This window comes from Undibacterium paludis (genome assembly GCF_022568815.1).
Lineage (GTDB): Bacteria > Pseudomonadota > Gammaproteobacteria > Burkholderiales > Burkholderiaceae_D > Undibacterium.
The window spans coordinates 230,340-253,021 of the sequence record NZ_JAKZHX010000010.1 but is presented as its reverse complement, the minus strand read 5'-3'; the positions used below and the strand labels follow the sequence as shown (position 1 = coordinate 253,021).

General features: G+C 56.8%; 11 protein-coding genes. 4 read left to right on the top strand and 7 right to left on the bottom strand.

Annotation, left to right across the window (positions count from 1 at the left end; genetic code table 11):
• Positions 1 to 3 precede the first annotated feature (3 nt).
• The 7 genes from LZ463_RS18375 to LZ463_RS18345 form a co-directional block, all read right to left on the bottom strand.
• Positions 4 to 828, bottom strand: a complete 825-nt coding sequence (locus LZ463_RS18375; protein ID WP_241457267.1) for a purine nucleoside phosphorylase YfiH/LACC1 family protein — start codon at positions 826 to 828, stop codon at positions 4 to 6.
• A 79-nt stretch (positions 829 to 907) separates the two neighbouring features.
• Entirely contained in the window at positions 908 to 1,558 is a 651-nt protein-coding gene (locus LZ463_RS18370; RefSeq protein ID WP_241457266.1) for a polar amino acid ABC transporter permease, read from the bottom strand.
• Positions 1,555 to 3,249 (bottom strand): transporter substrate-binding domain-containing protein, encoded by a 1,695-nt coding sequence (locus LZ463_RS18365; RefSeq protein ID WP_241457265.1) that lies wholly within the window; start codon positions 3,247 to 3,249, stop codon positions 1,555 to 1,557. The genes LZ463_RS18370 and LZ463_RS18365 overlap by 4 nt, the downstream gene beginning before the upstream one ends.
• 11 nt (positions 3,250 to 3,260) lie before the next feature.
• Positions 3,261 to 4,088, bottom strand: coding sequence for a class I SAM-dependent methyltransferase (locus LZ463_RS18360; protein WP_241457264.1), 828 nt, complete (start codon positions 4,086 to 4,088; stop codon positions 3,261 to 3,263).
• Positions 4,085 to 4,978 carry a transporter substrate-binding domain-containing protein gene (locus LZ463_RS18355; protein WP_241457263.1) on the bottom strand — a complete coding sequence of 298 codons (894 nt, stop codon included), beginning with the start codon at positions 4,976 to 4,978 and terminating at the stop codon, positions 4,085 to 4,087. Before LZ463_RS18355 ends, LZ463_RS18360 begins: the two co-directional genes overlap by 4 nt.
• The gene (locus LZ463_RS18350; RefSeq protein WP_241457262.1) at positions 4,975 to 7,095 is read right to left on the bottom strand and encodes a SpoIIE family protein phosphatase; all 2,121 of its coding nucleotides are present in this window, start codon (positions 7,093 to 7,095) and stop codon (positions 4,975 to 4,977) included. Before LZ463_RS18350 ends, LZ463_RS18355 begins: the two co-directional genes overlap by 4 nt.
• A gap of 2 nt (positions 7,096 to 7,097) precedes the next feature.
• Complete coding sequence (locus LZ463_RS18345; RefSeq protein WP_241457261.1) at positions 7,098 to 7,541, bottom strand: ATP-binding protein; 444 nt, start codon at positions 7,539 to 7,541, stop codon at positions 7,098 to 7,100.
• 385 nt (positions 7,542 to 7,926) lie between these two features.
• On the opposite strand from LZ463_RS18345, the gene LZ463_RS18340 reads away from it, so the two are divergent.
• The 4 genes from LZ463_RS18340 (at position 7,927) to LZ463_RS18325 (ending at position 22,630) form a co-directional block, all read left to right on the top strand.
• Positions 7,927 to 8,613 carry a hypothetical protein gene (locus tag LZ463_RS18340; protein WP_241457260.1) on the top strand — a complete coding sequence of 229 codons (687 nt, stop codon included), beginning with the start codon at positions 7,927 to 7,929 and terminating at the stop codon, positions 8,611 to 8,613.
• A 114-nt stretch (positions 8,614 to 8,727) separates the two neighbouring features.
• A complete protein-coding gene (locus LZ463_RS18335) occupies positions 8,728 to 17,574 on the top strand; it encodes a type I polyketide synthase (protein WP_241457259.1) in 8,847 nt (2,948 codons plus the stop codon).
• Positions 17,571 to 18,647, top strand: a complete 1,077-nt coding sequence (locus LZ463_RS18330) for a TauD/TfdA family dioxygenase (protein ID WP_241457258.1) — start codon at positions 17,571 to 17,573, stop codon at positions 18,645 to 18,647. Before LZ463_RS18335 ends, LZ463_RS18330 begins: the two co-directional genes overlap by 4 nt.
• A gap of 14 nt (positions 18,648 to 18,661) precedes the next feature.
• Positions 18,662 to 22,630 (top strand): non-ribosomal peptide synthetase, encoded by a 3,969-nt coding sequence (locus LZ463_RS18325; RefSeq protein WP_241457257.1) that lies wholly within the window; start codon positions 18,662 to 18,664, stop codon positions 22,628 to 22,630.
• Positions 22,631 to 22,682: the final 52 nt, after the last annotated feature.

Genomic DNA, 22,682 nt, shown 5'->3' with positions numbered 1-22,682 from the left:
AACTCAGGAAAGTATCACCAACCCCGAATGCTGGAAAGAATTGCGGTCACCACGCCGGTAGCTGCGGAATACATATTTACCTTCCGGGGTCTTGCTGCACATGGTGCAGGGTGTTTCGTGATCAATCTCGCTGATCCCAATCTGCTGCAAGGCGCGACGGGCCAGGATGTTCAGGTTGATGTGGCGGTGGCGCGGGCGCAGGGCGCTGGCATCTACATCCGGGTAGCGGGTCACGAATTCGTCAGCCAGCTCTTCACTGACTTCAAAGCAGCAGGGGCCGATATGGGCGCCGATTGCTGCCACCCAGTCCTGCGGCTGTTCGCCCTGTGCTGCCAGCTCCTGCCACAGAGTTTCTATCACACCGCCGACCATGCCGCGCCAGCCTGCATGGGCGGCAGCGATGGCCTTGCCGTCACGGCGCGCCAGCAATACCGGTACGCAATCAGCGGTGATGACAGTCACCGGTATGCCGGGCAGGCGGGTAAAGAAGGCGTCGGCGTCACCGCAGTCTTGTCGCGGCGTGGTGACTTCTACCACGCGTATGCCATGTACCTGCAACTTGTCCGGCACGGTATCCCAATGACCGGCAAGAGGGGCTGGTACAAACTCGCGGGCATGACCGAAGCCGTATTGAATATTCGGGATAGCCGCGAGAAGCTGGCTGTGGTGAGGGCGGCGTTGCAAGAGTTGCTCCGGTAATTTCTGTGAAAGCAGGATTTTAGCGAATTTCTTTTTCCAGTGCCTGGTTCGTACAAAAGAAATGAACGGGAACCAGGGGCGGCAGGCCGTGGCCGGATTGCTGGTTTCGTTCTTTTTAAAAGGGGACATCGATGCGGTCAGTCGCAGGGGCAGTTTTTCTATCCGGCATACTGGTATTGGGTTGCAGCGTGCAGATGGCGCGCGCAGCTCAGCCGGTCATGCCGTAGCGTATCCTGAGCCTGAGCGAAATCCGCTTCATCAATAGCGTCAATGGGTAACAGAAACAGAAAAAGAACAGGCAGGCATACAGGTAAATGGGCAGCATCAACTGGGTATTGCCGGTGGCATTGATGACCGTATTGCAGCGACTCAGCAGTTCACTGACACCGATGATGGATGCCGTGCTGGACGCCATGACGATGATCAGGGCGTAGCTGGTCCAGCTGGGAATGAACAGAAAGGCGGCATGGTGGTCGCCTTTTTTCCAGTCCGCCATGGCGATGGTCAGGTTATCGCTGGTGAAACCGATGACGGCAATCGCCAGCGCCAGAGCCGCCTTGATCCAGACCGGGAAGGCGATGATATGCTTGAAGTAAGGCACCAGGATTTCTGACGGCAGCATGAAGGCCAGGTAAAACTGGAAGACGATGGTCGGTATGCTGCGCGAAAATTCCGTGGCGACCAGGCTGGCCCTGGCGCGGCGCGGATGGCTGGACAGGCGCAGCGTCGCCAGTATCCAGCCTATGCCTGTACCGATGACCATGGCGACGATGGATATCCATATGTTCATGGCAAAGCCACCCAGCAGGTAGGGCGTCCAGGTCAGCAGGTGCCGGAAGATTTCTGAAGTGTCCATCATGCCACCCTCGCCAGGATTTTTTGTTCCAGCCTGCGCATGATGCGCACCACGGCAAAGATGATCAGCAAAAAGGTCAGCAGCAGGGCATTCATCATCACGCCGACATTGCCGCGCTCATTGATGATGGAGGTGGTGGCCGACAACAGCTCAGGTACGGCGACGGCGGAAGCCATCATGGTAGCCTTGGATACATTGATCAGTGAAGCCGTAACGGAACCGCTGGCCAGCCTGGCTATGTCGGAAGTATTGGAAAAACGCAGGCGGAAGTCAGCATGTCCGGCATGTTTCAGACGGTAGGTGGTGGCGGCATCGAGCAAAGCAGTCATGACACCGGCACCAGTATAGACGCTGAGACAGACCACCACCACGCCAAAAGCAGGCAGGGCAATGCCAAAGGATTCGCCGAGCACCGCACCAAAGCCAAACAGTATCAGATACATGCACAGCAGCGGCGGTGTCATGCGCCCGATTGTGCCTAGCAGCAGGGCCGGGGCAGACAACAGCGGCAGGGGTGATTCTGCCAGTACCGCGCCGGTCCACCCCAGCAGCAGACTGCAGGTGATGCAGAGCACGGTCAGCAGCAACGTTGTCAGCAGGCCCTTGACGAATTGCATGCGGTCAAAACTGTCATAGATCAGGGTCAGGTTGATGCCCGTGGTTTCATTGAGCCACAGACCCAGTTGCGCCAGACCACCGACATCGGTCGACGTCAGGAATACCTGGTTGCGGCATTCTGCCCGCCAGTTGCCGTCAGTATTGCGCCTGCAATAGTCGCTGCCATCACTGTCTTTTTGCAGCCACAGTGCATGGGTGTCGGCCAGGAATTTTGAAGGGGTAATGCCCCAGGCTTTTTCCCTTTCCTGTAAAAAGCCGCTGCGGTGCCAGTCGGCAACAATGTCGCCGAGCAGGCGTTCAAACTCGCTGCCTTTCTCGTCCTTGCTGATGGCCATGGCCCAGGGGGTATTCAGGGTAGGTGGCAAGGGCGCCTTGTAGCCCTTCCATTCCGGATTGGCAAGGTCATTGATGACGGCGGTGTTGTCGAACAGGTAGCCTATACAGCGCCCATCCTTGACGGCCAGTTTGGCATCCCTGGCGTTGTTATACATTTGCAGGTCCATCAGGTAGCGCTGCTGCATGATGCGATTGTAATACGAGCCCTGGGTGGCGCAGACCAGGTGGCCGCGGGTGTCGGCCCAGTCCTTGATACTGGCTGCCGGCGGCATGAACAGGGTGACACCCGACGCATAGTAATTGGGCTCTATCATGGTGACGATCTGGCGACGTTCTGATGTGTCGCCCGTGGTGGCGATGACCAGATCAATCACGCCTTCCTGCAATTTTTGCAGGCGGTTGCTGCCGGTGACGCTCTGCTTGCGCAGACTGACACCCAGGCGTCTGGCAATGTCGGCCGCCAGGTCGTGCTCAAAACCTTCGGGATTGCCATTGGTGTCGAGCATGCCAAAGGGGGCATAGTCAGTCTTGACGCCGACGATGATGGCGCCGCGTTCGCGTATCAGGGCCAGCCTTTCGCTGGGGACTGGGCTGGAGGGGGCCGTTGCTGCTTTTGTACTGGCAGCAGATGCCTCTGTAGTATTTGCTGCACGGGCAACGGGGAAATGCAGGCAGATCAGCATGCAAAGCAATAGATAAAACAACAGGCAAAAAGTTGGGCGAAACTTTGTCATCATCATATTGGTCAGGATCAGACGGGAACGGCGACGGCGCGTATGCCATAGCCCAGGGCAGCGGGTAACAATGGCAGCAAGGCTTCATCGAGTTTGCCCAGCCAGCCGGACTGGGTAATCATCCATTCGGGCAGCAGGCTTTCCGGCGACAGGGCGGTGATGCGAAAGCCCGCTTCGAGCAATTCCGCACGCAAGCCGCCAACAGAATACAGGTGATAAAAGAACTGGTGCGCTTCTTTATCTATGTTGCGGGTGAACAGGATATTGCCCGGCTCTTTTTGCGTATCCTGTGCCCGGCCTGTCATGCGTGACAGCCGCGCCTCCAGCAATTCCAGGGGGCGACGCCGGAAGATGCTGGGCACGCTCAGTATCAGACGCCCTTCCGGTCGTATCAGGCTGCGCAATTGCCGTAGTGTCGCCAGGCGCGCTGTGTGGTCGCCCACATGACTCAAGACACCAAACAGCAGCATGATCAAATCATAGTCGCCCTGCGAATTGAGTTCGCCTGCATCGCCTTCAAACAATCGCATACGGTTTGCTGACGGATGATTTTGCAAAAAACGCGACAGCTCGGCAATCGCGGCGTGGGAAATATCAAAACCGGTCAGCCTGGCGCTGGTTGCCTGCAACAGGGGTAGCGCATAGCGGCCGTTGCCGCAACCGAAGTCGAGGATGTCCCTGGCTTCTCTGGCGCCGTGCTCAAACAGGAAGTGCAGGGTACTCTGGTTGGGCTTGGGGTAGCGCTTTTCATATGCATGACTGGTGTAATAATGGTCGTACAGGTCCGTCATCGCCTCGGTGATGTGATGATTGTCCCTGAGTGTCGCTGGCAGATCATCTTTCACAGGCATTCTTTCGGTGTGGTTACACTGATGCTGTCGCCGCAAAACCAGGCGTTGCCGGTTTTTTTGCTCCAGAGTTTGTGCATGTCGTCCAGGAAGCGCGACGGCGGTATCCCCCAGTTTTTTTCTACTTGCTGCAAGTAGCCGCTTCTGTGCCAGTTGATGATGGTTTTCGACAGGTATTTGTCGAATTCGCCGCCACGCTCCGCCGGGGCAATGGCGAAGGACCAGGGAATGGTGAAGATGGTTGTCATGGGCATGACAAAGTTATTACTCCATTCCGGCGACCGCAACATGGCGACGATGGAGGTGTCATCATAAAGAAAGGCGGCACAGCGGCCGTCACGCAGGGCTTGCTTGGACCAGTCATTGGAATACAGGGCGACGATGTCTGCGCCATAGGTGACCGTAACACGACGGTTGTAGAAGGCGCCACGGCGGCTGCAGATACGGCGATTCTTGAGGTCCGTCCATTCCTTGAAATTTTCTGTCTTGCGGGTCAGCAGGTTGACACCGGAACTATAGTAATGCGGTTCCACCAGGGTCAGCTGCTTTTGTCTTTCCGGTGTGTCGGACAGCGTGGCGATCAACAGGTCGACCTTGCCGCTGGTGACGACATCTATCCGTTCCGCAGTCAGTACACCGACCAGCTCCAGTTCCACGCCAAGGTCTTTGGCAATACTCTGGGCCAGGTCGGGCTCCATGCCGACGATCTTGCCGCTGGCTGCATCCTGGTAACCCCAGAGCAGCACATCTTTCTTGACGCCGACGATGAGCTTGCCGCGTTTCTTGATGTCTTCCAGGCTGCTGGCCTGGGCGGTATTGCCCAGTGTCAGGCACAGGAAGGGCAACAAGGTGAACAGGGTAAGGGACAGACTGGTGAATTTTTTCATGGTGCCACCTGCGCCAGGGGTTGATTGTCTGCCGGTGTTTCAGCATGGAAATGGAAATGCAGGGCCACGCAGGTAATATCGTCTGACTGCGGCGCGCCGTTGGCATGGGCGTCAACGGCGGCAACGATACGTTCCACGGCAATATTGACATCACTGACAAGGCGATGCTCAAACAGGGGAGGCAAACGCTCTTGCGTAAATTCTTCATTCTGCGGATTGAAGGCTTCCGTCACGCCATCGGTATACATGATCACGTAATCACCGGGGCGCAGCTGTATGGTTTTTTGCGCAAACGGTATGCCATCCATGATGCCCAGGGCGCTGCCGCCCGTCATGGGCAGGAACTCTGTGGTGCCGTCCCTGTGCACCAGCAAGGGCGGCGGGTGGCCGCCGTTGACATAGGTGAGGCTGCCGGTTGCCGGATCAAACACGGCGTAGAAGGTGGTCACGAAAATGCATTCATCATTGTCCTCGCACAGGATGTCGTTGGCGACGGCAATGGTTTGTCCGGCTTCACCGCCGGTAGTACGGGTGGCCGTGGCGCGTATCAGGGTCTTGGACACCATGCCGAACAGGGCGGCAGGCACGCCCTTGCCGCTGACATCAGCGACGACGATGCCGGTCTTGCCGCCGGGTAGTGAGAAGTGGTCATAAAAGTCGCCGCCCACTTCCTTGGCCGAACGCATCAGGCCCCAAAGTGAAAATTCCCTTTGATTGGGCCAGTGACGAGGCAGTATCGATAATTGCATGTTGGCGGCAATATCAAGTTCTTGCCGTATACTGACCAGTTGCAGGCTTTGCCTGAAGGCTTGCGAAATGGTTTCAAACCAGGGCTTCCAGCTGCCCGGCACGACTGGTATGGGCGCTGGCGTGAACTGGCTCTCTGTGGCGATGTGTGCAACCAGCTTGGAGGCAGGCGAGATAAATTCGCGCGTGGTGACATAATAAGTGACGACCATCAGCAGCGTCAGTCCCAGTATCACCAGCAGCATGATGGGGCCGCGTTCTGCCAGCAGGTTTTTCCAGAGCTGGTTTTTGGGGACGACAAATATCAGTTGCCAGGGGGCAGAGATGAAGGGGTGGCGTATCACCAGGTAGTCACCGGCTTCCGTCGCCTTGTTGGCTGGTATGTCGAGCAGCTTGCGGCCATCTGTCAGTATGCCGGGCGGCATGACCTTGCCCAGGGACTGGGTGGACTGTACCTCAAGTGCATTGGCATACACCTCGGGGTGGGCCACCACTTCACCATAGGCATCTACCAGGAATGCAGTGCCAGGCTTGTAGGCAAAGTCGGAGTTGATGCGGTTCAGGTAATCCAGGCTGGTGTCGATGGAGACCACGCCGCGGAACTGGTCGTTATGATAAATCGGCGCCGCAGTCGGCACCAGCAGGCCGGCAGCCGTGCCGCCGTAATAGACCGGCGCCCAGTATTTTTCACGGGTGGGGTTTTTTTCCGGCGTGCCCATCAGCCAGGCCTGGCTTTGATACACCTTGTCACTGTGCGGACGCTTGGCGGCATCCATCCACGGATAGGTATTTGAAAAATTATCGACAGAAATGAAACGGCTTTCGCTGGCATTGGGCAGGTTGAAGGCAACCGCCTGGAATATCTGGTTCAGGTTCAGCGCCATCTCAACATCGAGATAAAATTCCGGCTTGCGGCCTGACAGCCTGCCTATGCCATTCAGGTTGCCGGTGGCATCTTTTTCTATGGGCTGGTCGAGATTGAAACCCTGAGCATCCTGTTGCAGCTTCTTGAACAGCGGTGTATGGGCAGGGTGGTTTTCAGCCTCACTGAAAGTTGCTGGTACAGTGTCATAGAAATTGTCCGCTGACAGACGCATGGCTTCGAGGTTGTCGAGTGACGAACGCAAGATGAATTCGACGAATTGTGAATGCCTGTCCACATGACCCTGTATGACCCTGATTTCTTCCGTATGTTTCTGCTGTATCTGGAACAGGAAGAATCCTAGCGTCAGGACCACAATGGCGATATAGGTAAAGCCAACCAGGCGGTTGTAGTTGCGGAAGAAATTGATGTTGTTGACTGGCCTGGTGTCTGTGTTCATTTTTTGAGCCGATGTCAGCATGGCTTGTCCTGTCTTTGTATTGACCATGATCAGGCCGGGAAGTTTTTACTGAAACGCACTTCATTGATATCGCCATCGCGGCGGTATGAAAAGCTGTCTGCCATCTTTCTGACAAAATGCACGCCCAAGCCGCCGATGTCACGCTCATCGATATCGAGTGTGGTATCGGGCTCGGCTATGGAAAACGGGTCGAAGGCGGGGGCGCTGTCACGCAGGCATGCCTCGATGACATTGGCATTGAGTGTCAGGCTGACTTCCATCTCACCGCCATCGTCTTCAGCATAGCCGTGCATGACGACATTGGTCAGCAATTCATCGAGCATCAGGATCACGCTGTTGATGGTCCTGGCCGGGATGGCGCATTGGTCTGCCCAGGTGCGTATGTCTTCCGTGATGCCTTCGATTTCAGAAATCTGCGCGGGTGCCCGCTTTTGAAAGCGTGCCTGATCCGAAGCGGGACTTGCATGTGACATCTGGGCCTCCATTTGCAGACAGGATTGTTGAAACTGTTGCCGTCCCTGTTTTTATCATTGATACAGGATAGGTGGAGCTTGTTGCGTTGCTGCTGCCTTCAGGATTATGACATCTGCATGAATTGATCGACATGGCTTGACCGGCATGCAACCAGCATGTTGCACTGACTGCAAACATTATTCCCGTAGCGACAATTTTTGTCGATGATTTCTGACGGAATTTAGCAGTTTTGTCGCCTTTTTTTCAGTCCGCATTTCACTTCGCCTGATGATATCGGCGCTAATTTATTTTATCTGTCAACTAGTGTTGTTTGCCTGCATTCATCTTGCAGCGCTGAACGCAGATCGGTTAAACTTTTTGCATCGACTCAGCCGGACAATGATAATGAATTCACAGTGGTTGTTTCCTACCCCGTATTGTCTTTTCGTACGATTGTCCGTACGCCGCGAGCGCTATGTGCAATTCAAGGAGCTGGCTGGCAAGGTTGCTTTTGCTTATCAGCAACATAGTCGTCGCATGCGCTGGATGGCGTATGCCACCGTCGCTGGCCCGGCCAACTATGTCTATATCATGCTGCCCATGGCTGAGCTGGCTGATCTGGATGTCATGCCTTCGCTGGACAAGGTCATGAGCGATGTGTATGGCGCAGACAGCATGCCCCTGCTGGAAAAATTCCAGGAATGCGTCTTGCAGATGGAAACCTTCGTACTCAATCGCATCAACGATGGCATAGACCCGATAGAACGTGAAACGCCGCCGCCTTACCTGTATTACCTGAACCTGCAGACCGAACCTGGCCGCATGGGACAATTGATGCAGAACCTGCAGCAACTGGGCGCGGCAGCTGCCGGCAGCCCGCTGTTCTGTTTTGCCACCTTTGCCGGACCGGTCAGGCTGCATGCCTTCACCATGGGCAATACCATCGCCGAACTCGGTGAGGTTGCCACGCTGGAAACCAGGGTGGTCAAGCATTATGGCAAGGAAGAAGGTCATAAGGTCATTGCCCAGATACATGATACGCTGACCGATATCGATGCTTCGATACTGCGCTACATAGGCCACCTGGACTGAGGGCGCCATGCAGACCGGAAGCCTCATTTCTTTTCATGACTTGCCTGTTTCTGTTTGTTTTGCTGTTCCAGTTTCATCGTCTTTTACTTGTTCTTATTTTTGCCGGGATTGTCCATGAGTGCTGACATGCCCCTGCAAGAAAAACCTGATCAGGACAACGGCGCAAATACGCACGCAATTGCCATCACCGGCATGTCCTGTGTGTTCCCTGGCGCTCCCGGTATTGAGGTTTTCTGGGCCTTGCTTGAGCAGGAGGTCTGTGCAGTCGGACCGGTGCCGCCTGATCGCTGGGACGCTGCCAAACTGCCGATGTCAGCCGCACCGTTTGGCGGGTTCATTGATGATGCCGCCTGTTTTGATCCGGCTTTCTTTGGCATTTCTCCCAAAGAAGCAGCTGCACTGGACCCGCGCCAGCGCCTGACCTTGCAACTGGCCTGGTGGGCGCTCGAAGATGCAGGCATCGCCGCTGACAGCCTGAAAGAAAGCCGGCTGGGCGTTTTTATCGGCGCTGTCAATGGCGAATTCCTCGGCAGTTTTGCCCATGTCGATGATGTTGAGGCCCATATGGGCATAGGCAGTTCGAACGCTGTGCTGGCCAACCGTATTTCGCATGTACTGGGCTTGCGCGGCCCAAGCATGAGCATAGATACCGCCTGTTCTTCTTCACTGGTAGCCGTACACCAGGCTTGCCGCGCCTTGCAGGCCGGTGATGCCGACATGGCGCTGGCTGGCGGTGTCAGCCTGATGTTGCGGCCAGACAGCAGTGTTGCCCTGGGCGCAGGCAATATGCTGGCGCCTGACGGACTATGCAAAACCTTTGACGCTGCCGCCAACGGCTATGGCAGGGGCGAAGGGGCTGGCCTGGTATTGCTCAAGCGCCTTGACGATGCATTGCGGGACGGCGACCGCATTCATGCCATCATACGTGGTTCGGCCAGCAATCATGATGGCGTGTCGAATGGCATCACAGCCCCCAACGGGCTGTCGCAGGAAAGCCTGATCAATGCCGCCATCCGGGATGCCGGCCTGCCGCCATCCGCCATACAGTATGTCGAGGCGCATGGTACTGGCACCCTGCTCGGTGACCCGACAGAAACCCGTGCACTGGGCCGCACGCTGGGGCAACAGGCCAGGCAGACACCACTGCTGATCGGTTCGGTCAAAACCAATATCGGCCACCTTGAAGCGGCTGCCGGTATCGCTGGCCTGATTAAGCTGATATTAGCCCTCAAACATCAAAAACTGCCGGCGAGCCTGCATTACCGGCAAGCCAATCCGCACATTAATTTTGAGCAGTTAAATTTACAGGTAGTGGCGAAGACCCGTGACTGGCCTGCCAACCCGGTATTGAAGGGCAGGCTGGGTTCTGTCAGTGCCTTTGGCTTTGGCGGATCGAACTGCCATGTCGTGGTGCAGGAATACTCTGCGACAAAACCTCAGAAACAAACCGGGGATATTGCAGGCGATATCCTGCTTCTGTCTGCCTCAAGCAAGGATGCCTTGCAAAGACTGGCGGAACAGGCTGCCACGAAATTTGCACAAAACCCGCATGCAGACTTCAGCGCTGTGTGCGCTTTGTCGCGCCAGGGCAGGGCGCAATTGCGCTACAGGCTGGCCGTGGTAGCGGACAGCCTGCCTGAAGCACAGACGCGTTTGCGGTCCTATCTTGATCAGGGTTTTGATGGGCAGATAGCCACAGCCCTTGCCGCCAGAAGACCGCCCAAACTCGGTTTTGTCTGCCCTGGCCAGGGTTCGCAGCGCCCCGGCATGGCGCGCGGCTTGTTCAGCTTCGCCGGTTTTCGCGCTACTGTCGCAGTAGCGGACAGCATCCTGCCCTGGTCGCTTAGTGAACTCTTGCAGACGGCAGATGAACGCGTGGACCTGACGGCCTATACCCAGCCAGCCTTGCTGGCTTTGGGTGTAGGCCTGGCACGCACGCTGGCCGACCATGGCATCAAACCACAAGTCCTGGCCGGGCACAGCCTGGGCGAATATACGGCTGCCGTGATCGCCGGTGCGCTCAGTTTTGAACAGGCATTGCGCCTGGTTGAGCGGCGTGGCAGGCTGATGGGTGCCTTGCAGACGGACGGCGCAATGGCTGCCGTACGTATCGATGAAAAAACGATACAGGCTTACCTGCATCCGGCAGTCAGTATTGCTGCTGTCAATGGTCCGCAGTCACTGACGATATCGGGCGCCAGAGAGCAAGTCGAAGAAGTCAGCAAAAAACTGAAGGCTGATGGCATACGCGTGCGCCCCCTGCGGGTGCAGACAGCCTTCCATTCTGCGCTGCTGGAACCCATGCTGGCTGAATATGAGCAGGCTTTGAATGATGTGCAATGGCAGCCGCTGCACATCCCGATATGTTCCAATCTGACCGGCGAATTGCTGCCGGCTGGGCATGTCTACGATACAGCCTACTGGCTGCAACATACACGTCAGGCCGTGCGCTTTGCCGACAATGCTGCCGTACTGAAAACAGCGGGTGTGGATACTGTCCTTGAACTGGGGGCTGTGCCTGTCCTGTCCGGCATGCTGGAAGATAATGGCGTGGACATCCGCAGCCTGCCCTGCCTGTTGCCCGCCATGGCGGACAGCAGTGCCTTTTTGCATTGTCTTGGGTCTTTGTATGTCATTGGCGCCAGACCGCAATTCCCGCACAGTGATGCGGCTGCCGGTGACATGTTGCCACTGTATCCATTTGTTAAAGACGTTTTCCCGCTCAGGCTGGGCCTGAACAGTTTTGAACTGACTGCAAACCGTTCCATAAATCAATCCCTGCCTGCAAGAACCGCGACGGTGGCAACGCGTGTGGCGGTGCACGACCAGGCAGCAATACGTCAGCGTATCATCGCCATCGTCGCCAGCCTGCTGGCGACCGACGTGTCGAAGGTCGACGCCAGCGCACCTTTGCTGGAAATCGGTGCTGACTCCCTGATACTGATGCAGGCAGTCGGGCGTATAGAAAATGAATTTGCCGTCAAGATACCGGTGCGCGCTTTCTTTGAAAACCTGTCGACGATAGAAGCGGTAGCTGCATATCTGCATGAAAGACAGCCGGCGCTGACAGAAGTGATAGCGGATGGGCAGAAACCAACGGAGCAGACGACAAAGTCTGCCGTATTGCCTGCTACATCATCCGCCATTGTCCGACCCAAGAACAATGCTGCTCCTGGCGCTAACCTGACGGAGCAACAGCGTTTGCATCTGGAGCAGTTCAGCAGTATGTATTGCAGCAGGACGGCCAGATCGAAACAGCAGGCGCAGCAATACCGGCATGTGCTGGCCGATAGCCGGGCGTCTGCCGGTTTCCGTTTTTCCATCAAGGAAATGCTTTATCCCATCGTTGGTCAGCGTGCCGCAGGTTCCAGGATCTGGGATATTGATGGTAATGAATATATCGATATTTCCATGGGTTTTGGCGTGCAGCTGTTCGGTCATGAGCCGGAATTCCTGACGGCAGCCATGGCAGAAAGCCTGTCGCGCGGCATACGCATAGGCCCGCAATCGGACATGGCTGGCGAAGTGGCGGAACTGATCAGCGAATTGACCGGGGTGGAACGCGTGGCCTTTTGCAGTTCAGGCACCGAAGCCATCATGACGTCGCTGCGCCTGGCCAGGACGTTTACCGGCCGCAACAAGGTCGCGATTTTCCGTGACAGCTATCACGGCCACTTTGACGGTGTACTCGGTGAAGTCAATGACGACCCTTTTGCCGCCATACCGCGCGTCGCCGGTATCACGTCTGGCATGGTGGCTGATCTGGCTTTCTTTGAATACGGTTCAGTCACATCGCTGGAACAATTGCGTGGCCGCCTGCATGAATTTGCCGCTGTCCTGGTCGAGCCTGTGCAAAGCCGCAACCCTGGCCTGCAACCTCAGGATTTTTTACACAAGCTGCGAACCATGACGCGCGCGGCAGGCAGCCTGCTGATTTTTGATGAAGTGCTGGTTGGTTTTCGCATCCACCCTGGCGGGGCACAGGCGCATTTCGATGTGCAGGCTGATATCGTCACTTACGGCAAGATCGTCGGTGGCGGTTTGCCTATAGGTGTGATTGCCGGCCGTGCCGACATTATGGCAGGTATAGACGGCGGCCAATGGCAGTACGGGGACGCCTCCTTCCCGGCGGCAGATACAACTTTCTTTGCCGGTACCTTTAATAAACACCCGCTGGTGATGGCTGCTGCCCATGCGGTGCTGAGTGAGATCAAACGTGGCGGTCTGGCCGTCTACCAAAAGCTCAATGACAACACGGCAAGGCTGACCGCAGAACTGGACCAGGTATTCCGCGCTGCCGGTGCGCCTGTGCAGATGAAAAACTTTGGTTCGCTATTCCGCTTTGTGTTCAGCGAAAACCTTGATCCTTTCTTTTATCAGTTGCTGTATCGTGGTCTGTATGTCTGGGAAGGACGTAACCTCTTCCTGTCGACTGCACACACCGATGACGATATGGCGGCCATCGTGGAACGGGTCAGGGAGAGTGTCGACGCGCTGAAGCAGGCTGGCTTTATTACATCTGTCAGCAGGGCAAATGTGGAAAAACGGTTGCCGCTATCGAAGGCGCAACGGCAACTGGCCACCCTGGCAGCCTTGTCGGAACAAGGCTCTGCTGCCTATGTGCTAAGTGTGGCGCTGGATTTGCGGGGCAAGGTCAATCCGCAGGAGATCAGCACTGCTTTTAGCCAGCTGGTACAAAGACATGATGCCCTGCGTGCTTCGATAGACCTGGAAGCAGGTGTGCAAAAGATAGCCGTCCATGTACCGGTGCATCTGCGCAGACGTCAGGTGAAGGCCAGCGAACTGGATGCGGCCTTGCAGCGCAGTGTGGGTGAATCCTTTGACCTGACAATGCCTGGCGCATTCCGTTTGGACCTGTTTGAACTGGCGGAGGATCATGCCGTATTGCTGCTCGCTGTTCATCATGTCTTCCTGGACGGGCAATCGCTGCAGATGCTGTTTGAAGAATTTGCCGCTTTGCTGAGAGGCGAATCTTTATCTGCCATGCCAGACTATGATTTGCTGGCGCAACGTATGGCTGAGGCGGGTTCTACGCCGGCAGAGCAGACGCATAAGCACTACTGGCTGCAAAAACTCAAGGATGCACCAGCAGGCATAGAACTGCCATTTGCGCATGCCAGGCCAGGCATGCGCAGTTTTGCAGGGCAACGCCTGGTTCATGCGCTTGATGCAAAGTGCTTGCGCTTGCTTGAACAAAAAGCAAACCGTCTTGGCATGTCATCGACCATGGCCCTGATTGCCGCCTTCGCCGCCAGCCTGCGCCGTGCCGGAGCAGGGCAGGACATGGTGATAGGCGTGCCATACTCTGGCCGCGATGAAGCCCTCGCGCATACGCCAGGGTACTGTGCCCACCTGCTGCCTCTGCGCCTGTCCATTCCGGCGCGGGCGCATACCGGTGAGGTGCTGGCGCAAGTGAAGCAGGAGTTTCTTGATGCCATCAGCCATGCCAATTATCCACTGTCGCAACTGGTGGATGACCTGGGCATAGCTCGCGACCCGGCCAGGCCGCCGCTGGTCAATATCACTTTCAATGTCGACAGGCTGACGATGCTGCCGGATTTGCCGGGCCTGACAGTACAGACCTACAGCTTGCCAGTCAGCCATGCCCGTTTTGATATTGCCTGCAACATCATCGACTGGCATGACGGTGCGCGCATGGAGTTTGATTTTGATACGGCGTTGTTTGATGCGCAGTCCATGCAAGACCTGCTGGACAGCTTTGTCGCCATGCTGAGCCGTATGGCCGGTGCTGACCAGCCCTGTGATGAACGCCATGGCCTCATCGATCATTGGTTGCCGGTACAGACGCCTTTGAGCACGCCCGACCTGTTGAGCCGCTTCAGGCAGGCTGTTGCTGAGGATGCTCAGTCTGTCGCTGTCAGACTGGATGCAACAGACAGCCTGACGCGCCGTCAGCTAGACATATGGTCGGACCAGCTTGCACAGCATATCCTTGATAAAACAAGGGGCTGCCAGTCTGCAGGGCCAGTCTGCCTGTTGCTGGAATGCAGTCTTGCCATCCCCGCCGCCATGCTGGCCGCCTGGAAGAGCGGCAAAGCCTATCTGCCGCTGGACCACAGCTTGCCGCAGGGCCGCTTGCTGGAATTGATCAGGCAGGCGCAGCCTTGCTGTGTGCTGATGCGGGACGGGGCAGCAGGTGAGGAACTGCATCTGGAATTGCGCAAGGCAATTGAAGACATGGACATTGTCTGCCTGCAAATACCAATCAGGCCAGCTCCGGGTGATGGCAGTCCGGCCATGCCGCTGCCAGCTTTGCATCATGAAGATTGCGTCTACCAGTTGTTTACTTCCGGCTCGACCGGCAAGCCCAAGCGGGTGGCCGTACCGCACCGGGCTGTCCAGCATTATCTGGATGGCATCATCGCCGCCTTCGATTTGCAAAAGGGGCTGCGTTACGGTGTGGTATCGACCTTTGCCGCTGATCTGGGCCTGACAGTGGTGCTGCCAGCCTTGTTTCACGGCGGCTGCCTGACCATCGTCAGCCATGAACTGGCGCGTGATGCTGATGCCTATGCCGCACTGATGCAGCAGGCGCCGGTCGATGTATTGAAGATCGTTCCATCCCATCTTGAAGCCCTGCTCAGTGCACAGGCATACCAGCAGACATTGCCGCGCACGCATCTGATACTCGGTGGTGAAACTGCCAGCCCGCAGCTTTTGCAAAAACTGAAAGCCAGTCAGGCGCATTGCCGTATCTTTAACCATTTTGGCCCTACTGAAGCAACTATCGGTGTCATGGTGGGGGAATGGCAGGGCGATCTGTCCGGCATGCGCTTCAGCCAGCCCATCGGTAATAACCGCATACATATCCTCGATGCGGCAGGGCATGCCTGCGCGCCCGGTGAAACCGGAGAGATTTACCTGGGCGGCCCTGGTCTGGCACTGGGCTATGCGGGCATGACCAGCGAGGCCGCCAGCCCTTTCATCATCAAGGAAACGGGTGATGGAATAGAGCGCCTGTACCGTACCGGCGACCTGGCCGTCATGCATGCGGATGGCCGCATACAGATACTGGGGCGCAAGGACGAACAACTGAAAATACGTGGCTACCGCATAGAACCGGCAGAAATCATTGCCGCCCTGATGGCGCAGGATAATATCGCCGCAGCAACCGTGTTACTACATAAACCGGGCAGTTCTGCACGCCCCTGCCTGCTCGCTTATGTCGTTGCTGCGGACAAAAATAAAGCGCTTGATACAGACAGTCTGCTGAATAATTTGCGCCGGTATTTGCCCGACTACATGTTGCCCAGGGCCGTGCTGGACATTGCGGCTCTGCCATATACCGCCAACGGCAAACTGGACCGTGCAGCCCTGCCGGTATTGCCCGATGACGAAGCAAGCGACGATGCAGGTGAAGTCGCAAATGCCAACGAAGCACTGGTGCTGAGTATCTGGCGTGCACTGCTGCAAAACGACAGACTCGGTACGCAGGCTGACTTTTTCCAGGCGGGCGGTGACTCCATCCTGGCGATACAAATGATGGCTCGCCTGCGTCAGGCTGGCTGGGCAGCAAGGGCAGTGGATTTGTTCTCTTCACCTGTGCTGGCGGATTTTGCCAGAAAACTGACACCGGTCGGTTTGGTAAGTGGCTCAACAGTCAGGCCGCAAGGCGCATGCCCGCTGCTACCTGCGCAGATCAGGTTGCATGAAATGATGCAGGGTTTGCCCGCGCATTACAATCTGTCGGTACTGCTGGAAATGGCTGCTTGGGTCAATGCCGATATCCTGGAACAAGCATTGCAGGCTTTGCTGGCACAGCATGATGCCTTGCGTTTGCGCTTTACCAGTGCTGATGATGCTTGTTCCGCAGACTTCATTGATGCGTCGGGCAAGATCATATTGCAAACGGGACTGGATCACGCCAGCCTGCAGGCTTCGCTGGACCCTGCGCAAGGCAGGCTGCTGGCAGCGAACTGGACTGCTGCCCAGGCTGACCAGCCCGCTCACCTGCTGCTGGTCGTCCACCATCTGGTCTGTGACGGTATCAGTATGCACATTTTGCTGGAAGATTTACGTAACTGCCTGCTGGCATTGCAGGCAGGCCGTACACCAGGGTTGCCGGCAAAGACCGCATCAGTACAGGCCTGGGCTGATCACCTGCAACGTCAGGCCAGACAGGACGCCCTGCAGGGCGAGGCAGAATACTGGGAAGTCTGCACCTCCATCCCGCCGCCCGAATTACCGGTGTCTGCTTCAGTACAGACTGCTGCCACGATTGGGAATGAAGCACAAGTTATTGTCAGGCTTGATGCCGCCGCCAGCCAGCGTTTTGCGCAGACTAGTGAGACAGCCACTGCCGAAGACATGCTGATCGCTGCCCTGACGTTAACCCTGGCAGACTGGACTGGCGAGGCCGTCGTCTATGTCGAGCTGGAAGGGCATGGCAGGCAGCCTGAACAGGGTGAGCTCGATGCCAGCAGGACCGTAGGCTGGTTCACCAGCCGCTATCCGGCCTGGTTTGATCTGAGCGATATCGCGCACCCTGATGCAGCGCAGGCGATTGCCGCACAGCGTCGCGACATTCCCGCACATGGCATGGGCTATGGACTGTTGCGCTATCTGGGGCCAGAGCAGGTACGCGCCAGCCTGGCGCAGGGCCAGATGCCGGAGATCAGCCTCAATTACATGGGGCAGATCAGGCCACCGCCTGCTGATGCATTCAGCCTGTTGTCGTGGTCGCCAGAACGTGGTGACCGCGGGCCAGAACGTGCCCTGAGTCTGCCGCGCTTGCACAAGATCGCAGTAGAGGCCTTCATCATTGAAGGCCAGTTGAACCTGCTGTGGCAATACGACGGACGTCGTTATACCGAACAGGAAATGACAAGCCTGACGCAGAAAATGCGGACGCACATACTGACCATGCTGACAGACAGCAAGCTTGAAGAAGCCGAATACGGGAAGGAAGAAATGCTATGAGCACTGCCCCTAAATCAGCCATGCCCAGGCCAGCCGTACCAAGGCCCGGCCTGAACCTGCGCCCGGCCGTGCGCCTGTCAGACGCCAGCCTGGTCGATAAGCAGGTGTTTGACAGTGCATCAGGTTTGCCCCTGGTGATCAGGCCGCAGGCCAGGGGCGTGGACCTGCTGGGCTGGATCAGAGATAACAAGACACAGCTGCAACAAGACTTGCTGCAATATGGGGGCCTGCTATTCCGTGATTTTGAGTTGCGTACCGTACAGGATTTCCAGGCTGCATTGGCGGCTGTCGGTGTGCAGATGATGAACTACATAGAAAAAGCCACACCGCGCAAGCAGATAGACGGCCATGTGTATACCTCAACCGTCTTCCCGTCAGAGCATGTGATCGCCCTGCACAATGAATTGTCTTACGTCAGGCAATGGCCAGGCCGCATTGCCTTCTTTTGTGACGTGGCGGCAGAAACCGAGGGTGAAACACCGATTGCCGATGTGCGCCGTGTACTGGCCCGCATCGATCATGATGTCAAGGAAAAATTCCGCAAGCTGGGTTGGATGCTGGTGCGTAATTTTGGCTCTGGCATAGGCCCGTCCTGGCAACATTCATTGGCCGTTGACACGCGTGAAGAGGCCGAAGCCTACATGCAAAAATCAGATACGCAATGGACCTGGATGGAGGGCGACAGGCTGCGTACGACACAGGTCCGCTCAGCCATACGCTGTCATCCGCACACCAGGGAAGAGCTGTGGTTCAACCATATCGCCTTCTGGCACCCGTCCAGCATGACGGATGAAATACGCCGGTCCCTGACTGGCGACCTCGGTGTGGACAATCTGCCCTACAACACTTTCTATGGGGATGGCAGCCTGATACCTGATGAGGTCGCTGCCCACCTGCGTGTCGCCTATGATGCCGAGACAGTAAAATTTCGCTGGCAGCCTGGTGACCTCCTGCTGCTTGACAACATGCTGGTGGCTCATGGCCGTTCCCGCTTTACCGGTGAACGCAAGATACTGACGGCCATGGGGGATGAGGTACGCCCGGCCAGTGTCGCTCCCGGCTCACTTGATTAATGAGGACAGGTAAATTGAGCAGCACATTACAAAGTGGTTTTGCCTTGTCGCCAGGCCAGCAAAGACTGTGGCAACTGGCGCAAAGTGACGGTCTGCTGACTTACCTGGTCAGTGTCGACTTTCGTACGGCTGGTATAGCTGAAGACGCCCTGTGCCGGGCCTTAGCAAAGGTCATGGCCCGTCATGAAACACTGCGTATGGAATTTGGCATGTTACCTGGCATGCAATTGCCCGTTCAGGCTGCAAGAGATAGTGGCGTTGAGCTGGTGGCGACGGCACCGCAATTGACAGCCATTCGTGAAGACCTGCAACTTTGCCTGCAAAAACTCAATACCGATCATTACCGGCTGGGTCTGTCGGCGCTTTGTGGCGACGCGCAGACCCTGTTATTGCTGCTCGAAGAAGTTGCCGAATACCTGACCAAACCGTCGTCAGATACAGAAGTAATGGAAGAAGACCTGCCTTTCACCAGCCTGGCACAATGGCAGCACGATATGCTGGCAGAAACCCAGGAAGTGCAATTGCCCGTATGGGCAGAAGGCAACAGCCTGCAACAGACGGGCAAGATGCCGGACTGGCCTTTTTTGCGCAAGCATGCGCACAAACAGGGACAGGCGGGTGGCTATATGACCAGCTACATCAAACGCCAGCAATTGCATTTGCCCGATGCACTTGCCAACGGCCTGCATGCCCTGGCTGCAACACAGGACCTGTCGCTGCCGCATCTGCTTTATTTTGCCTGGTCCGTACTCTTGTACAGACTCAATGCCGAGACACCGACGGTAGCATGGCGGGCATCTGGCCGTGCCTATGACGAAATGTTGCATGCAATGGGGCCATTGGCACGCTTCATCCCTTTCAACGTCGTAATGCAGCCACAGGCAGGGTTCATGGATTTGCTGAAAACCCTCAGCGCACATATCGAAGAAGTCTCGGCCCTGCAAGACTATATTGCCCCACTGGATAGCAAACATGGCCTGGCTGCCGGATTCAGCTGGCTGGAAATGAAGCGCAACATGGACTGCCTGACAGTCGATGCGCCATTTGCCTGGACTGACCGTAAGCTGATCGTTCTCTCCGCTTTTTGTGATGAAGAGCAAAAGCTGGAGCTGTACTTTGATTACGATATGGCGGCTTGCGACCCGGCCGGCATGCAGAATTTGGAAGAGGAGTTACTGATCCTGCTGGCTGCGATCGTGCAAACACCTGGGCAGCAGATTGACCGGCTGTCCATACTCGGGCCGCATGAAAGGCAGCAGATATTACATGGGTTTGCCGGACAAGCCGTGGCAGAGCCTGAACACTGGCGGGCGCCGGTGCAGGACATACTGCTGCGCTTGCAACAACATCCTGATCAAGTCTGCATCACCGATGCGGACCGGCAGTGGGATGCCCAGGCATTCGCCATGCGCCTGCAGACACTGACTGCCCAGGTGCAGTCAGCACAAAAGACCAGCGGTGCGCCCGGCCGCATCGTCGCCGTCCTGCTTGACCGCAGCGTGGACATGATCGCCAGCCTGCTTGCGATACAGCTTGCCGGCTCGGCTTATCTGCCGCTTGACACGGCTTATCCGCAAGAGCGTATTGCCTTCATGCTGGCAGACAGTGGCGCCGGCCTGCTGATGACGACTTCAGCAATAGCTGGGCAATTGCGCGAACAGACGGCATTTGCCGGGCTGCTCGACAAAATCCGTCTGCTTGTTGTCGATGATGTACCCGCAACAGGTGATTGGGTCTTCACGCTGCAGCAGACCAGCCTGCCGGAATTGCAGCGTGATGACCTGGCCTACCTGATCTATACCTCAGGCTCGACCGGCCAGCCCAAGGCTGTAGCTGTCAGTCACGGCGCGCTGGCCAATCATATGCGCTGGATGCTCAGGGACCTGCCTTTGCATGAAGATGACGCCGTCCTGCAAAAGACCGCCATCAGTTTTGATGCTTCTGTCTGGGAGGTGTTTGCGCCGCTGATGGCTGGTGCAAGACTGGTGCTGGCTGCTCCCGGTGTGGAAAGAGATCCCGAAGCCATGGTGCAGACCCTGGCGGATTTTGATATCACGGTGCTGCAACTGGTGCCCAGCATGTTGCGCATGCTGGTGGCCCGGTCTGAGCTGGCCAACTGTACGCGCTTGCGCCGCTTGTGCTGCGGCGGTGAAGTGCTTGATGCTGACCTGGCGCGGCAGGCGCTGGCAGTCTTGCCGATGGGGGCAGAATGCATCAACCTGTATGGCCCGACCGAGGCCACGGTACAGGTGGTGTTTGAGCGTGTCTGTGCCGATGATGACGTGGTCGCCATAGGCAGACCGATAGACAATACACGCATTTATGTACTCGATGCCTGGCAGCAAATCCAGCCCATCGGTGTACGTGGGGAATTGTATGTGGCAGGTGCCAGTCTGGCACAGGGCTATTACCAGCGCGAGGCCCTGACGGCGGAACGCTTTGTCACTGATCCCTTTGCTGTGCATGATGATGGTTCGGCTGAACGCATGTACCGCAGTGGCGATCTGGCCGCCTGGCGTGCTGACGGCAGGCTTGATTGTTTTGGCCGTGTCGACAGACAGGTCAAGTTGCGTGGCTACCGCATAGAGCTGGGCGAGATTGAAAACCTGGTTAACACCCAGCCAGAAATTGCCGCAGCCGCCGTGGTGGTCGACAGGGACGCCGCCAATATCGACCAGTTGCTGTGCTTTTATACGCTCAAACCAGGGTTGGCGCTGGATGTTGCCGAACTCAGGCAGCGCCTGGCCGCAGCTCTGCCTGACTACATGTTGCCCAACTGGCTGATTGTCATCGACAGCTTCCCGTATATGCCTAACGGCAAGGTCGATAACCGGGCGCTGCTCAAGCTGAGGCCTGTCCATACGACTGTGTCGCAGGCGCCGCGCGACACATTGGAAATGCGGCTTGAACGTATCTGGGAAAGCGTGCTGCATGTGGCACAGGTCGGCGTCAATAGCAACTTCTTTGACCTGGGCGGGCACTCCCTGCTGGCGGTGCGCCTGATGGCAGAAATAGAAAAAGAGTTTGCCCACAGATTACCGCTGACCTCGCTTTTTTCTGCCCCCACCATAGCAGCACAGGCTGAATTGCTGCGTAACGAATCCCTGCTGCTTGACCCCGTGCTGATACCGATACGTACTGGCAATGCCGCGCATTCGCCTATCGTTCTGGTGCATCCTACCGGTGGCAGCGTTCTGTGTTATCGCGACCTGGCCAGCGGCCTGACGACAGAGCGTCCGGTGATTGCATTGCAAGACCCTGGCCTGGTGGGCGAGGCACATTATCAAAGCGTGGAAGAACTGGCGACGCTTTACCTGGACAAGATACAAGCGCTGGTGAAGGACCAGCGTTACCTGCTGGCAGGCTGGTCATCGGGTGGCATTATCGCGTATGAAATGGCCAGGCAGGCGCTGGCGCGCGGCTATGAAATCGCCTTTTTATGCCTGATAGACAGCCAGGTCGCACCGCTGGCAGAAAGCGCGCCGCCACGCGACCGCTTGCTGCGCTCGATCTCGCGCCTGATCGCCCACAAGGCTGACCTTGTCTGCCCGGACCTGTCCGGCCTGCCGTTTGAACAGGCCCTGCAAGGCTTGCTGGAACTGGCGAGGGAAGCGGACTTTGTACCACCGCATGCGGATGAAAAAGAAATCGCCAGATTGTTCAAAGTCTTTGAAAAAAATGTCACCGTCATCGGTCGTTACGCCGCAGGCCCCTTGCCACGCCGTACCTTGCTGATGAAGGCGACCCAGGCATTGCCTGATGCCATACGAGAGGCCGCAGTGCATTACAAATCGGAAGACAGCCACCTGGGCTGGGACAAGCTGTGCTTTGTCAGGCTCAGGGATATCCAGGGTGACCATATGTCCATCATGGAAACACCGAGAGTGTCTGCCGTGGTGGCGGCGCTTAACCAGGAACTGAAAGAAGTCGAAAGGCTGCATGGCCTGGGCAGGCAGATGCTCATGCCCATGCTGGGTTTGTAATCGGAGCATGTGGTTATTGCTGTAATGCGCCTGTTGTTTTCTGTTTGTATGA